Origin of the sequence: Halomonas sp. YLB-10 (assembly GCF_003856855.1) — a bacterium.
Taxonomy (GTDB): Bacteria; Pseudomonadota; Gammaproteobacteria; order Pseudomonadales; family Halomonadaceae; genus Halomonas; species Halomonas litopenaei.
Genome location: NZ_RRCU01000009.1, coordinates 187935 through 203031, shown reverse-complemented (window position 1 = coordinate 203031; position 15097 = coordinate 187935). Strand labels below are relative to the sequence as shown.

12 protein-coding genes are annotated in these 15097 nt (G+C 64.3%); 5 read left to right on the top strand and 7 right to left on the bottom strand.

What is annotated here, in order from left to right:
• Positions 1-15 precede the first annotated feature (15 nt).
• From EBB56_RS19490 to EBB56_RS19480, 3 genes are all read left to right on the top strand, one after another.
• The gene (locus EBB56_RS19490) at positions 16-264 is read left to right on the top strand and encodes a YheV family putative zinc ribbon protein (RefSeq protein ID WP_045992232.1); all 249 of its coding nucleotides are present in this window, start codon (positions 16-18) and stop codon (positions 262-264) included.
• A gap of 277 nt (positions 265-541) precedes the next feature.
• Positions 542-1534: a TAXI family TRAP transporter solute-binding subunit gene (locus tag EBB56_RS19485; RefSeq protein ID WP_045992233.1), complete on the top strand. Its 993-nt coding sequence runs from the start codon at positions 542-544 to the stop codon at positions 1532-1534.
• Positions 1535-1607: 73 nt separating this feature from the next.
• Positions 1608-3794 carry a TRAP transporter permease gene (locus EBB56_RS19480; protein ID WP_124805095.1) on the top strand — a complete coding sequence of 729 codons (2187 nt, stop codon included), beginning with the start codon at positions 1608-1610 and terminating at the stop codon, positions 3792-3794.
• Positions 3795-4045: 251 nt separating this feature from the next.
• Here the strand turns inward: EBB56_RS19480 and metF are convergent, their stop codons facing one another.
• A complete protein-coding gene (gene metF / locus EBB56_RS19475; RefSeq protein WP_045992235.1) occupies positions 4046-4894 on the bottom strand; it encodes a methylenetetrahydrofolate reductase [NAD(P)H] in 849 nt (282 codons plus the stop codon).
• Positions 4895-5142: 248 nt separating this feature from the next.
• On the opposite strand from metF, the gene EBB56_RS19470 reads away from it, so the two are divergent.
• A complete protein-coding gene (locus EBB56_RS19470; RefSeq protein ID WP_124805094.1) occupies positions 5143-6078 on the top strand; it encodes an AEC family transporter in 936 nt (311 codons plus the stop codon).
• 29 nt (positions 6079-6107) lie between these two features.
• On the opposite strand, the gene EBB56_RS19465 is transcribed toward EBB56_RS19470, so the two are convergent.
• Positions 6108-6761, bottom strand: coding sequence for a glutathione S-transferase family protein (locus tag EBB56_RS19465; protein ID WP_124805093.1), 654 nt, complete (start codon positions 6759-6761; stop codon positions 6108-6110).
• 144 nt (positions 6762-6905) lie between these two features.
• On the opposite strand from EBB56_RS19465, the gene EBB56_RS19460 reads away from it, so the two are divergent.
• Positions 6906-7490: a TetR/AcrR family transcriptional regulator gene (locus EBB56_RS19460; RefSeq protein ID WP_045992238.1), complete on the top strand. Its 585-nt coding sequence runs from the start codon at positions 6906-6908 to the stop codon at positions 7488-7490.
• A gap of 65 nt (positions 7491-7555) precedes the next feature.
• Here EBB56_RS19460 and EBB56_RS19455 read toward each other — a convergent pair whose 3' ends face one another.
• The 5 genes from EBB56_RS19455 to metK all read right to left on the bottom strand — a co-directional run bounded on the left by EBB56_RS19455 (position 7556) and on the right by metK (position 14959).
• Positions 7556-8359: a UDP-2,3-diacylglucosamine diphosphatase gene (locus EBB56_RS19455; RefSeq protein ID WP_124805092.1), complete on the bottom strand. Its 804-nt coding sequence runs from the start codon at positions 8357-8359 to the stop codon at positions 7556-7558.
• Between the two features lie 194 nt (positions 8360-8553).
• Complete coding sequence (ahcY, locus tag EBB56_RS19450; protein WP_124805091.1) at positions 8554-9981, bottom strand: adenosylhomocysteinase; 1428 nt, start codon at positions 9979-9981, stop codon at positions 8554-8556.
• A 42-nt stretch (positions 9982-10023) separates the two neighbouring features.
• Positions 10024-11946 carry an NAD-dependent DNA ligase LigB gene (ligB, locus tag EBB56_RS19445; RefSeq protein WP_221621213.1) on the bottom strand — a complete coding sequence of 641 codons (1923 nt, stop codon included), beginning with the start codon at positions 11944-11946 and terminating at the stop codon, positions 10024-10026.
• A 422-nt stretch (positions 11947-12368) separates the two neighbouring features.
• A complete protein-coding gene (locus tag EBB56_RS19440) occupies positions 12369-12836 on the bottom strand; it encodes a hypothetical protein (RefSeq protein WP_124805089.1) in 468 nt (155 codons plus the stop codon).
• 902 nt (positions 12837-13738) lie between these two features.
• Positions 13739-14959 carry a methionine adenosyltransferase gene (metK, locus tag EBB56_RS19435; RefSeq protein ID WP_045992242.1) on the bottom strand — a complete coding sequence of 407 codons (1221 nt, stop codon included), beginning with the start codon at positions 14957-14959 and terminating at the stop codon, positions 13739-13741.
• Positions 14960-15097: the final 138 nt, after the last annotated feature.

Sequence of the window (15097 nt, the reverse complement as noted above, 5' to 3'; positions counted from 1 at the left end):
TTTGTGGAGACCGACATGACCGTCAAGAAACGCTTTATCGCCGGCGTCGTCTGCCCCCGCTGCGCCGCCATGGACCGTATCCGCGCCTGGGAGCAGAACGGCGTGCGCTACCGTGAGTGCGTCAGCTGCGACTTCTTCGAACAGCTACCGATCGAGGACGACGTGGTCGAAGAGCTCGCCACCCGGGTCAACCAGGACTCCGAAGCCCCCGCCACTGAAGAGATCCAGCCGGTTCGCATTCTCGACCCCGGCAAACGCCACTGATCCAGCGCGCGACGCTTTTACGCCCAAGGGTGTGCGGATATCCGCACACTCTAATTCGGCAAACGTGCGAAACTTCGGACAAAGGCCGTGTCGACATTTTCGACCAATGTCTAAAGCGACTTTTATAACCAACTGATTTACAGATAAATCCTTGGGTCGGGCACACCCCTTGCGATACCTCTTGCGTTGACCGACGTCCGGTCAGGCTCGGTCTTGGCGTCTAGGCTTGAGACCGCAGCACGATAACCACAACGTCCATCGCATTGGGAGACATTGCATGAGCACCTCTACCCGGCTCCTCACCGGCGTCCTCGCCACCACCTTCGCCGGCACCCTGCTGGTGTCCGCTGCCGCCCAGGCAGACCGTGAAGACTGGCCCGAAAGCTTCACCGTGGGCACCGCGAGCCAGGGCGGCACCTACTTCGTCTACGGCTCCGGCTGGGCCAACCTGGTCGCCGACCAGCTCGGTCTATCCGGCGGCGGCGAAGTCACCGGTGGTCCGACCCAGAACCTGGCGCTGGTGCACGGCGGCGACGTGGCCTTCGGCCTGACCACCATGGGTCCCGCCTCCGACGCGGTGAACGGCAAGAGCCCGCTGGCCCCCGGCGTGAAGATGGACAACGTCTGCGCCATGTTCCCGATGTACGAGACCCCGTTCTCCATCACCGCCCTGTCCGACAGCGGCATCACCTCGATCTCCGAGATTCCCGACGGCGCTCGTATCGGCTTCGGCCCGGCAGCCTCCACCTCCGACACCTACTTCCCGGCCATCCTCGAAGAGCTGGGCGTCAACTTCGATCGCCGCAACGGCGGCTGGTCTGACCTGGGCGGGCAGCTGCAGGACGGCCTGCTCGACGTGATCGCCTTCGCCGCCGGCATTCCGATCCCCGCGGTCAGCCAGCTCGAGGTGCAGACCGACGTCAACATCGTCGAATTCACCGAGGAAGAGCAGCAGCAGGTCCTCGACAAGTTCCCGGTCTCGGCCTTCCAGATCCCGGCCAGCACCTACACCACCCTCGAGGAAGACGCCCGTGCGGTGTCCATGTGGAACTTCGCCATCGCCGGCTGTGACCTGCCCGAGGACTTCGTCTACGAGGTCACCAAGCTGACCATGGAAAACAACGACAAGATGCTCGACGTGCACCGCAGTGCCGCGACCACCATTCCCGAGAACATTCAGTACAACACCGTGCTGCCGTTCCACCCCGGCGCCGCGCGCTGGTACGAGGAAAACGGCTACGAGATCGATCCGTCCATGATCAAGCAGTAATCAGGATCACCCGCCCGCGGCCAGTCCGCGGGCGGGCACCCGGCCGGTCGTCCGTTTCTCAAGGTATCGCTCCATGACCCACACCCCAGATTCTCCCCGCGACGAGGATGCGACCGACGCTTCGGTCGAACCCATCGTCGCCTCGGGCGTCGACGACGAAGCCGTCGAACCCAATCGCCGTGTCTTCCAGGGCGGCAAGTGGTGGCTGTTCGGCGTACTCGCCGTGGCCTACACCGTCTTTCACCTGGTCTCGCTCAATATCTACCCCATCGAGACCTGGTCGTTTCGCATCATCCATATCGCCGGCGCGCTGATCCTCGGCTTCGGCCTCTACACCGGCTCGCGCTTCGTCGAGGACGGCCAGGACGGTGCGCCGCGCTGGGCCAGCGTGATCGCCCTGGCGTTGCTGCTGCCCGCAGGCTACGCCCTGATCCAGGTGGTGCTGATGCAGCAGACCATGGCCGGCGGCGCCATGCGCATCGAGCCGGCCATCGAAAACTGGCACTACGGCGCGCCGCTGATCCTGGCCACCGTCGGTGCCATTGCGCTTTCCTGGTTTCCCCGTCAGGCCCGCCACCAGTTGCTGTTGGCCGACGTCGTGTTGATGGTCTGCGCCGCCGCCGTGGCCGGCTACCTGCTGGTGGTTTTCAACAGTCCGCTGCGCGCCTCCACCGGCACCTCCTTCGCGCCCATGGGCATCAGCTGGGCCGCCATCTCCGGCTCGCTGCTGATCCTCGAGTTGACCCGCCGCGTCGCCGGTCTGGCGCTGGTGGTGATCTCCGCCATCTTCCTGGCCTACGTCTTCATGGGCCCCTGGCTGCCAGGCTTCCTCGGCTACCCGGGACTGTCGCTGGGGCGCTTCTTCAGCCAGGTCTACACCGACGCCGGCATCCTCGGCCCGACCACGGCGGTGTCCTCCACCTATATCATCCTGTTCATCATCTTCGCGGCCTTCCTGCAGGCCTCCAAGGTCGGTGACTACTTCGTCAACTTCGCCTTCGCCGGCGCCGGTCGCGCCCGTGGCGGCCCCGCCAAGGTCTCGATCTTCGCCTCCGGCCTTATGGGCATGATCAACGGCACCAGCGCAGGTAACGTAGTGTCCACCGGCTCGCTCACCATCCCGCTGATGAAGAAGGTCGGCTATCCGGCCAGAAGCGCAGGCGCCATCGAGGCGGCCGCCTCCACCGGTGGCCAGATCATGCCGCCGATCATGGGTGCCGGCGCCTTCATCATGGCCGAGATCACCGGTATTCCTTATACCGAGATCGCGGTGGCCGCGCTGATCCCGGCGATCCTGTACTTCGCCTCTGTCTACTTCATGGTCGACTTCGAGGCGGCCCGCAAGGGCATGCGCGGCATGCGCAAGGAAGAGATTCCGCAGTTCTCCAAGCTGATCAAGCAGGTCTACCTGTTCGCCCCGATCATCATCCTGATCACAGCACTGTTCATGGGCTACTCGGTGATTCGCGCCGGCACGCTGGCGACCGCCTCCGCCGCTGTGGTGAGCTGGCTGTCACCCCACAAGATGGGCATTCGCTCCATCCTGCGGGCCCTCAGCCTGGCTGGCACCATGTCGATCCAGATCATCGCGGTATGTGCCTGTGCCGGCCTGATCGTCGGCGTCATCGCCCTGACCGGCGTCGGCGCGCGCTTCTCGTCGCTGCTGCTGGGCCTGGCCGGTGTCAGCCAGCTGCTGGCGCTGTTCTTCGCCATGTGCATCTCGATCCTCTTGGGCATGGGCATGCCCACCACCGCCGCCTACGCGGTAGCCGCCTCGGTGGTCGCCCCAGGCCTGATCGACATCGGCATCCAGCCGCTGGTGGCTCACTTCTTCGTGTTCTACTTCGCGGTGGTCTCGGCGATCACCCCGCCGGTGGCGCTGGCCTCCTACGCGGCGGCGGGTATCTCCGGCGACAACGCCATGGGCACCTCGGTGGCCTCGTTCAAGATCGGCCTGGCAGCCTTCATCGTGCCGTTCATGTTCTTCTACAGCCCGGCCATGCTGATGGAAGGCGACTGGCCCCAGATCCTGCGGGTCGGCACCACAGCCACCATCGGCATCGTGCTGCTGGCGGCCACCGTCCAGGCCTGGTTCTTCGGACCGGTGAAGGCCTGGCAGCGGCTGGTGATGCTGATCGGCGCCCTGTGCCTGATCTACGGCGGCATCGTCACCGACCTGGCAGGGCTGGCCATCGCCATCGGCCTGTTCGTGATGCAGCGCGCCAGCGGCGGCGGCACCCGCAGCGCCACCGCAGGCTGAACCCCGCCCCCCTTTAACCCCGCACCTTGAGCCCCGCCCTCTGGCCCCGCCCCATGGCGGGGCTTTTTGGTACCAGAGACACCCCTCATGACGACGACGGCCGCCCGCCGTTGGCCAGCCCCCAACCGCCAGTCTTCTTCGTCTTTCTACCCTCCCCCAGAACGACGACGGCCCCGCACAGGGCGGGGCCGACGTTCTTGTTATTGTGGTCGCGACTGGCTAGCGCGACCCGTCCAGCGTTGTTGTTGGTGTCATGAGCGGCCGGTGATGTTGTCGACGATCTTCAGCGTCGGCTCGGCCTGGTTGAGGGTGTAGAAGTGCAGCCCCGGGGCGCCACCGTCGAGCAGACGCTGGGCCAGACGCGAGATCACCTCTTCGCCGAAGTCGGCGATGGCGGCGCTGTCATCACCGTACGCCTCGAGCTGCTTGCGAATCCAGCGCGGGATCTCGGCACCGCAGGCGTCGGAGAAGCGCGCCAGCTTGGAGTAGTTGGTGATCGGCATGATGCCGGGGATGATCGGTGCTTCCACACCAAGCTGGCGAGCCCGCTCGACGAAGTGGAAGTAGGCGTCGGCGGTGAAGAAGTACTGGGTGATCGCCAGGTTGGCACCGGCATTCATCTTGCGGGCAAAGTTCTGAAGATCCGCCTCGAAGCTCGCCGCCTGGGGGTGAGACTCCGGATAGGCCGCCACCGCGATCTCGAAGTGATCACCGGTCTCCTCGCGGATGAACTCCACCAGCTCATTGGCGTAGCGCAGCTCGCCGATGCCGCCCATGCCGGAAGGCAGGTCACCGCGCAGGGCCACCAGGCTGTTGATGCCCTGGGCCTTGTAGTCGGTCAGCAGCTCGCGCAGCTGGGCCTTCTCACTGCCGACGCAGGACAGGTGCGGCGCGGTGGTGATGCCGCACTCGCGCACCGCGTTGACGGTGGTGATGGTGCGATTCTGGGTGGAACCGCCGGCACCGTAGGTGACGGAGAAGAACCGCGGATTGCGCTCGGCCAAGAGGTCCCGGTTGCGCATCAGCTTCTCCCGCCCGGCGTCGGTATTCGGGGGGAAGAATTCGAAGCTGATGCCCAGCGGGTGCTCTTGTGCGCTCATCTCGGGGTCCTCGTGAAGCGTGTCGGGCTACCGCAAATCGGCGGCCGTAAAGGTGATGGGTGCCATTGTGACGACTCGGCCTCACCCCGACCAATGAAAGTTTCGCGGGTAAACTTCAATTCTCTTCATATAAGAAAAGAGAGACTCATAACCATCTGTTCTAAAAAATGACCTCGGCAGCCGGCCCGGGCTGACACCGGCGCGCCCAGACGGCATGATACGGGGCCTGGCACCCAAGGATGATGAACATGGCCGTCGACCCGACCTCGCTGATGGGCCCCCTGTGGACCCTGCTCGCCTTTGTCGCCCTCGGCGTCCTGTCCGCCAGGCGGCTCAAGGTCGACCCTCGTCCCATCGCCACCCTGCTGATCTACCTGATCGCTCCGCTGACCTTCTTCCGCGCGCTGGTACTGGGCGGTCCGACGCCGGTCTACCTCGCTCTGACCGCCGCCCTGTTCGTGATCGCAAGCCTGGTGGCCGTGCTCATCAATCGGCTGGGAAAGCGCTGGCTGGGGGATGAGGAAGGCTCGGTGCTGGCGTTTTCTGCCGGTACCGGCAACACCGGCTACTTTGGTTTGCCGGTGGCGCTGGTGTTGCTGCCCCCGTCCGGCGTCACCCTGTACCTGTTCTGTGCACTCGGCGTCACCCTTTACGAGTTCACCGTCGGCTTCTATCTGAGCGCCCGCGGCCGCTTTACGGTGCGCGACAGCCTGCTCAAGATCGCCAGGCTGCCGCTGATCTACGCCTTTCTGGCGGCGCTTTTGGTGGAAGGGGTCGGCGTGACGGTGCCAGCGGCGGTGACCGATGCCATGTCGGTATTTCCAGCGACCTACACCCTGCTCGGCATGATGATCATCGGCATGACCCTGGGTCGTGTTTCTGTGCGCTCGCTGGATGGGCGCTTTATCGGCGCCTGCGTGGCGGTGCGTTATGCCCTGTGGCCACTGCTGATGCTCGGCGCCGTCCTGTTGCTCAAGGCCACCACCGGGCTGTCACAGGACATGGCGCTGGCGCTGCTGTTGATCGGGGTGGTGCCCATGGCCGCCAACGTGGTGGTGGTGGCCATGGAACTCGGCATCGCGCCCGAGAAGGGCGCCCTGGCGGTGTTGATCACCACCCTGGCCGCGCCGCTGGTGATCCCGCTGTACCTGAGCGGGATGCTGGGACTGGTGCAGGGAGGCTGAGAGGCGAAAGTCGCTAGCGCCGAGAGTGACTAGCGGGGAAACACGGGCGCGACCAATACCGCCTTGCCGGAAGGCCGCGATCTCAGACGCTCCACGTAGGCTCGGACATTTGGCGCCTCCTCCATCAGCGAGGCAGCGGGCGGCGTGGCCTCCAGATAGTCGAGCATCGGCGCCGCCAGGGCATCGGCCAGGGTGAAGCCATCACCGACGAGAAAGTCTCTCCCCGCCAACTGGTGTTCCAGGATGGCCAGTATCCGTGCCACCTCCGGGGCCGCCTCGCGTACCCGGTCTTCCCTCACCTCGCCATTGGGCCCCTTGGGAAAGACCAGTTCCAGCAGGTAGCGCCGCACGATGGCCTGGTCGGCCTGGGTGGCCAGCGCAGCACACCACTGATCCACCTGGGCCCGCGTCCAGTCGTCCCTGGGTAGCAGGTCGGGCCCATCGAAGGCGCCCTCCAGGTAGCGGCAGATGGCAACGCTCTCGTACAGGCGTCGTTCGCCGTGAATCAGCACGGGGATCTTGTCGAAGGGATTGAGCGCCTTGAACTCCGGTGAATGCAGCTCGACCCGACGTCCTTCGACCTCCATCCCGACACTGTGCTCGATACCCTTCTCGTGACACACCAGCATCACGCTGCGCACGAAGTTCGAGAACGCGGGACCCACGATATGTACGCTTGCCATGCCAACCTCCTGGTTACCAGACGAAAAACCGCCGGCGCTTGCCGATATATACGCCGACGTGTGCGCGAGTCGTGCTCGCTCGTCTTGCAGCATGGCCGCTGACACCATATGTTCAATAACATATTCTGCCATCGGAGACGGCCCATGCCCTGGAGCCGCGAACGCAAGCACGAGACTCGAACCCGCATCCTCGACGCAGCTGCCCGCTGCTTTACCCGAAAAGGCTACGATGCCGTCAGTATCGACGAGGTGATGGCCGCCGCCGGTCTGACCCGGGGCGCCTTCTACGCCCACTTCGACAGCAAGTCGACGCTCTACGCCAATGCCATCCGTCATGCTGCCAGGCGCGGGGCCACCGCGCTCGATCACCTCGAAAGTCGAGAAGCCCGTATCGAGGCCTACTTGAGCCAATCTCTCGCCAAGGACGAGGCAACCTGCCCACTGGCCTGTCTGGTCAGCGATGTGGCGCAGCGCGACGAGCAGGTGCGCACCACCTATACCGCCCTGCTGGAAGGCTTCCTGACGCGCTTTGTCGACACCTCTGACATGGACACCGACACGCGAAAGCGCGCGCTCGGCCAGACGATTGCGATGATCGGCAGTCTGGCCATGGCGCGTACGGTAAATGACCCGCAGCTGGCGGAAGAATTACTGGAGGCTGGCAGAACACTGGCAAAGGCCAATGCGCTACCCGTCAGTCGGAGCGGCGTTGTCGGCCAGGAAGCCTGAAGAAAACGACTGAGCAAGGCCGCGGTAAAGCGAACGGATACAACACGGGCGAAGGGGGAGGCCTCTCAGGCCCCCGCCAGGGCGCCCTCGGGGCAGGCGCGGGGCATCGAAGGCTCGGCCTCGATCACCTGCCCTTCCCAGTCGATCAGCGCCAGGCTGCCGTCGGGACGCTCGATCAGCGCCGTGCAGTGCTCCACCCAGTCGCCGTCGTTGCAGTAGAGCACGCCGTCCTGGGCACGAAATCCGGCCTTGTGGATATGCCCGCCGACGTAGCCATCGAGTCCTTCCCGGGCCGCCTGATGGATGGCCGCCTGCTCGAACTGTTCGACATAGCGCTGGGCCGCGCCGATGCGCCCCTTGACCGCCGCCGCCAGCGACCAGTAAGGCAGGCCCAGCAGGCTGCGCGCTTTGTTGCACCAGCGATTGAGCGACAGCACAAACTGATGCATGCCATCACCCAGCGCCATCAGCCAGGGGGCCAGGCGCACATGGGTATCGAACTCGTCGCCGTGGCTCACCAGCAGACGGCGACCATCGGCGGTCTCGTGGATCGCCCGGCGCTCGATGCGCACCCGGTGCATACGGATGCCACACAGCTGACGCAAGGCCGCGTCGTGGTTGCCGGGAATATAGATGATCTCGCAACCGCCCTTGGCCAGGCGCAAGAGACGCCCCACCAGGCGCTGCTGCACCGCCGGCAGCGACGCCCGCCGATGCATGGCGATAAGGTCGATCACATCCCCTACCAGATACAGGCGCTCCGGGCGCACGCGGCGCAGCAGCCGCGACAGCAAGGCGGCCTGGCAATCCCGGGTGCCGAGGTGAAGATCGGAAATGAACAGGGTACGAGCGGTCAGTGATGTGGCCATGGGCAGTCTCCTGTGACGCCCACCCAGCCTGTCCTGTCCCGGTGACACTGCCGTGGCGCGACCATGACGAAACGATGACCGGTGCCGCCCCCTGCCCCGCTATTCCCCAGGCTCGCCCCAGGCTGACTACCCAGCCCTGATTCCCTGCCCCCGATCAAGGCTGGCGCGGCGCACAGCCCCCTATCCGGCAAGCCTCAGTAACGATAGTGGTCTGGCTTGTATGGCCCCTCCACCGGCACTCCGACGTACTCCGACTGAGCCTCGGTCAGCTGAGTGATCACGCCGCCAAAGCCCTCCACCATGTAGCGTGCCACCTCCTCGTCGAGATGGCGTGGCAGCACCGTGACATCGATCATGCCGTCGCGTTCGTCGGGGCCCAGCTCGGCAAAACGCCGGGCATACAGATGCATCTGCGCCAGCACCTGATTGGCGAAGGAGCCGTCCATCACCCGCGAGGGATGACCGGTGGCGTTACCCAGGTTGACCAGACGCCCCTCGGCCAGCAGGTAGATCACATTGCGGCTGTCGGGATCGTACGTCTGCCCCGGCCCGGCGTCTCGGTAGATCTTGTGCACCTGGGGCTTGACCTCCTCCCAGAGCCATTGCTTGCGCATGTAGGCGGTATCGATCTCGCTGTCGAAGTGGCCGATATTACAGACCACCGCGCCATTCTTGAGAGCGCCCAGCATGGCGGCGTCACAGGCGCCGATATTGCCGGTGCAGGTCACCACCAGGTCGGTCTTGCCGAGCAGTTCGAGATCGAGACTGTCGACGCCACGATTGATACCGCCACGATAGGGAGAAACCACCTCGTAACCGTCCATGCAGGCCTGCATGGCACAGATCGGGTCGATCTCGGCGACGCGCACGATCATGCCTTCCTGACGCAGCGAGGCCGCCGACCCCTTGCCCACGTCCCCATAGCCCACCACCAGTGCCTGCTTGCCCGCCAGCAGGTGATCCAGCCCACGCTTGATGGCGTCATTCAAACTGTGACGGCAGCCGTACTTGTTGTCATTCTTCGACTTGGTGACGGCGTCGTTGACGTTGATGGCCGGCACCTTCAAGGTGCCTGCCCTGAGCATCTCGAGCAGTCGATGGACACCGGTGGTGGTCTCTTCACTGATGCCGTGGATGGCGTCAAGCTTGTCCGGATGTCGCTCGTGCAACAGCAGCGTCAGGTCACCGCCATCATCCAGCACCAGATTGGGGGTCCAGCCGTCGGCGCCATCCACCGTCTGCTCGATACACCACCAGAACTCGTCCTCGTTCTCGCCCTTCCAGGCAAATACAGGGATGCCTGCTGCGGCGATGGCGGCGGCGGCGTGGTCCTGGGTGGAAAAGATATTGCAGGACGACCAGCGTACGCTCGCACCAAGGTCGACCAGGGTCTCGATCAACACCGCGGTCTGAATCGTCATGTGGATACAGCCGGCGATACGTGCGCCCTTGAGCGGCTGAACCTCACGGTACCGGGCCCTGAGGGACATCAAGGCCGGCATCTCGCTTTCGGCGATGCGAATCTCGCGGCGCCCCCAGTCGGCCAGGCCGATATCGGCGACCCGGTAGTCATCCTGACGCTGAGCCCACTGCGCCCTTTGCGAAGCCTCGGTCGGAGTCATGCTCGCCTCCTGCTGGTTATCCAGCCTTCACTATAGGAGTCACTATGGCGGACTCGCCAACCAGGGCGCTGCGTCGATCTCTAGCCGGGCGCCAGCATCACTTTTCAGTCGAGTCGCTGAGGGGGAAGCTGGTGCGCGGTGTAAGGGACTAGCTGGAGAGCGGTTCGAAGGGCTATGCGAAAGGCTATGAGAAGGGCTAGCTGAGCCCAGCGTGGCAATCGAACGTGTCGCGTCATCGTCGAAGGCCCCGACGAAGCCAGCAATACCGGCGTCGGCCAGTTGCCTCGCCAGGGCGTCGACCTCGGGATGCGAAAGAAACGCTCGCCAGCGCCTGGCGCCAACATCACCGACGCCGGGGCGGCGGCGCCAGCCGGCTGCGTCCAACGCCGACAGCGTGCGCCAGGAGTCGTGCTCGGAGATACCCCCAGCCGAGGGCGCTCCCAGGGCGCTTAGCCACTGCGTGAAGCCGCGATGGCTGGTCTCGGAGAGGGCAACACCAAGACGCTCTGCGGTGACCTTGCCGATGCCGCTTGCCTGGGCCAGTCGCTCTGGCGACAGTTCCCGCCAGTCCAGCAACCCCGCCACCAGGCCGGCGTCCACCAGCGCCTTCCAGGTGCCTTCCCCGACACCGTCGAGATCCAGCGCCGATGAATCACTGAGCCAGGCCAGGCGAGCCAGAAACTGCTGCCGACAGCCCGGGGTCGGGTGCCAGCAACTCAGCAGGTGAAAGTCCGATTCCGCGGGAACCTCGAGGTCAACCCTCTCGGCTGCGCGCCAGGCCACCCCCTTTAGCTGAGGGATGATCAGCCCGGCCAACTCGATGATCGCCTGATCGCCGGGCCGCAGGTCCCACTCGCGCCAGCGTGACAGACTCCCCAGGCTGACCTGGCTCAGCCTGCGTCCATCCACCTCCACCGGCACAAGCCGGGCCACCGGGGTGATGCGACCGCTGCGACCAATGCGGAACGCTATGTCGGCTACCTCCGCCAGGGCCTCTCGCGGTGGATACTTCCACGCCAGTGCCCAGTGCGGCGGCTCGGCCTGCCAGACCGTACCATCCGGCCTGCGCCCACGCCGTAGTACCACGCCATCGGTGGCGAAGGGCAGCGGCGAGCGATACCAGCGCTCGCGCCAGGCGGCGGCGTCCTCCTGGGATTCAACAGGGTGGGTGTATCGCGATATTTGACCCAGGCCCAGGCGCTCGAGCCCTGACAGTCGATCCTCAAGCGTCCGCGGCCCCATCGGCCAGGACCAGACGAACAGACCGATACGCTGGCCCAGCGCAGGGGACAACTCATCGCGGGCAAGCCAGCCGGCCACATGGGAGCGTGCCCCTGCCCCGCCATCCCGCTGCTGGACATGATCTTCAAGGCGCTCATACAGCTCACCCTGAAACACCAGACCATCGCCGTCGGCAAGCGACTGCCAATCACCTGCCAGGCGCTGGGGAATCGACGGGATGACCGCGGCATGGCGTGTCCAGTCCTGGCCGGTCCGCCCGTCCCCACGACTGTACACGCCCGCCAGGCGGCCTCTGTGATAGACAAGGCTGACCGCCACACCATCCACCTTGGGCTGAATCCAGATATCGGTAGCGCGGTCGGCCGGTGCTATCGTCGCCTGCTGTGGGTCCTGTCTCTGTGGCGACGAAGCTTGCGGCGCCGGCGAGTCTGGAACACCGGTCGAAAGCCAACGCTGCACCTCGGCAGCGTCCTGCGCCTTGCGCAGCCCGGTATGCGCCACAGGGTGGCGCTGCCAAGGGGTGGCACTATCCACTGTCGGCGCGGAAGCCCTATCCTTGAAGTCCGCCACCTCGAGCTCGGGAAAACAGCGCTGGAGTTCGCGCCACCGACGTTCGGTCTGGTCGAACACATCATCGCTGACCGGCGAGCTGCCGTCCTTGCGGTAGGCCTGCTCCCACTGCCGCAGGTGGCTGGTCAACTCGGTGATGCGACTGGACGCCATGCTCGCCGTCCAGTCAGGACAGCTGGCGTTGGCCCACGACGGCAGGACCAGCGACACCACGAACAGCAGGCATCGCCAGCTGGCTGAGGAACGGTGAGACGAGAGGGTGGTGCTTTTCTGACAAGATACGAAACTCTGACAAGATACGAGACGCCCGGCCATCTGGCCCTCCTTGGTCACGACCGAAGGTGATCATCGAAGGCCACGTCCTGACATGACGGCCAAACGCCTCCACCGATCGGCACGCTCGAACGGCGTGCTCAGACGACATACCTGAACGGCGCAGCTGTACGGAGAGCCCGTATGCTGAGGTTACTGGCGACGCTTTCTCAGGTGGCGATCGGTACGTCGCACCGACCACCATGTCAGCACCAACAACGGCGAGGTAATAGCGACGCCGAGCAGCACCTGTTGACCGATGCTCATAATCGAATATCTCCCAAGGGTTCGCTCTCGAACATCGTTGCATCATGCCCCAGGCACGAAAGGCGCTGCGTCGACAGCACAAAGGCGGGCACGCTCAGTGCAATGACGATGACGGCGGTCAAGAGTCCCTGGTGCTGAAGCAGAATCATCATGATGGCGGCGGCAGTCACCAGAAACGTTGCCAGTGCGGCGGTAGCCTCCAGCGCCAACTTGGTCATGAATAGCTCACGATACTGGAGATAATCATCGTCACAGTCCGGCGATACCACGTCATGGGAGTATCGCCATCCAGCCTCGGTGGTCCCGTCATCGCCAGCCCCCTTACGCGACGGCAACTCCTTGCGCCAGAGTTCCTGCTGTGACGCCAGCCTGGTTCGCGAGCAGGTCGGGTCCGCGTGAAGACGCTGAAAGTGCCCCTGATGATGGCGCTGATAGAAGTGATAGTGGTGCCTTGCTTCGCCCATCTTCTGATCCCCCTGTCGTTGCTACCGTCTTGGCGCAGCGCTCATGTCCCTGATCCTGTCTCACCCGCACATCGGCTCTTCTTCGTGCCGCCCGGGGCACCAGCCAGTATTCCTGTCACGGGCGCTATGGCCTCTTTCCATCGTGCCGACCACACCATCGTGCCGGCCACACTTCAATCGCGGCCAAGGCATGTCCTTCCACGAACCGCCTTCTGTCCAGCGCCCCAAATGCCAAGGACATGGATATATACCGACGTCCAACTCACACAGGCCATATATGCCTGTCGCCGAAAGCGCCTCTTTCCTGACATCTTTCAGGCGGCTCGCCAGCGTTTTTTATCGCTAATCATTCTCACGTTCTGGCCGCCTTCCAACCGCTTTCTAACCGTTTGTCCGGCGACGTGGGCGTCACTTTCCCGTGCAGGCCACTTGGCCGCCGATGGTTTCTCGAACAGCGGTTTCTCGACAGTGGTTTCTCGACAACGATCTGGCGATGGACAACGACACATCGAACCTTTGACTACCGAGAACCAACGACCATCACTGGCTGCCTGACAGATGATGACGCGCTGATGCGATACCGCGCTGCCGACTAAGCGGCATCTGCATCCTGTCTCCATCTAATATTAGCCGTGAGCCAAAGGCTTCTCCGCCCGCATGCGCGGATATGAAAAGGAATGAGATGATGTCGCCGTTTGACGCATAACCCGGCGACAAAGAGGTAGGCAAAGACGCACAATCACCACCAGGTCACCAGAAGACTTGCGACCGCTCTGCCAACGTCTCTTCGCACATTCGCGGCCCCCCCGCCGCCACAATGCGACAAGGCCCGCCTGGCGAACCAGGCGGGCCTTGTCATGTCGGCAGGCGCGGACACCGTGCCGATACTGTCGGATGAGGGCTCAGATACCGGCGGCGGCGCGCAGAGCGTCGGCCCGGTCGACCTTCTCCCACGGGAAGGCGGTAAAAGTCTCGGTGTGGATCTCGCCTTCGGTATCGGTCCAGCTATAGCTGGTCTCGAAGGGCTCACGGCCAAAGTGACCGTAGGCTGCGGTCAGCTGATACATGGGATGCAGCAGATCCAGCATGCGAGTAATGGCATTGGGGCGCAGGTCGAAGTGATCGCGCACCAGCTCGACGATACGTTCGTCATCGATACGACCGGTGCCGAAGGTGTTGATCGACACCGAGGTCGGCTCGGCGACACCGATGGCGTAGGACACCTGGATCTCGCAACGCTCGGCCAGTCCCGCCGCCACCACGTTCTTGGCCACGTAGCGGCCGGCGTAGGCAGCGCTGCGGTCGACCTTGGACGGGTCCTTGCCGGAGAAGGCGCCACCACCATGTCGCGCCATGCCGCCGTAGGTGTCGACGATGATCTTGCGCCCGGTCAGACCACAGTCACCCACCGGGCCGCCGATGACGAACTTGCCGGTCGGGTTGATGTGATAACGCGTGCTGTCGGACAGCCACTCCGCCGGCAGTACCTGCTCGATGATCTCGCGCTGGACCATCTGGCGAAGCTGCTCCTGGTCGATGTCCGGATCATGCTGGGTGGACAGCACCACGGCATCGACCGCGCAGGGCTTGCCGGCATCGTCGTAACGGAAGGTCAGCTGGCTCTTGGCATCGGGACGCAGCCAGGGCAGCAGGCCACGCTTACGCAGCTCGGCCTGGCGCTCCACCAGCCGATGGCTGTAGTGGATCGGTGCCGGCATGTAAGAGTCGGTTTCGTTGGTGGCATAGCCGAACATCAGGCCCTGATCACCGGCGCCCTGATCCTCGGGCTTTTCGCGATCGACGCCCTGGGCGATTTCGACACTTTGCTTGCCGATCAGGTTGAGCACCCCGCAGGTCTCGCCGTCGAAACCGACGTCGGAGGAGGTATAGCCGATATCCATGATCACCTTGCGCACCAGCTCCTCGAGATCCACCCAGGCGGAGGTGGTGATCTCGCCGGCCACGATGGCGACACCGGTCTTGACCAGGGTCTCGCAGGCCACACGGGCATTCTTGTCCCGCGCGATCAGGGCATCGAGCACGGCATCGGAAATCTGATCGGCAATCTTGTCCGGGTGTCCTTCGGACACGGACTCGGAGGTAAACAGGGAGTATTCGCTCATGGCGTCCTCGACCCTCTGTAGGATAATCGGCAGGCGGGCCTGGCAAGATGGAAACGGGAGCGACCGTGATCGACGATCGCACTATGCAGATTCCGCGTGGACCTGGCGGGACGAAATTCTACACGCTCGACCGTCCGG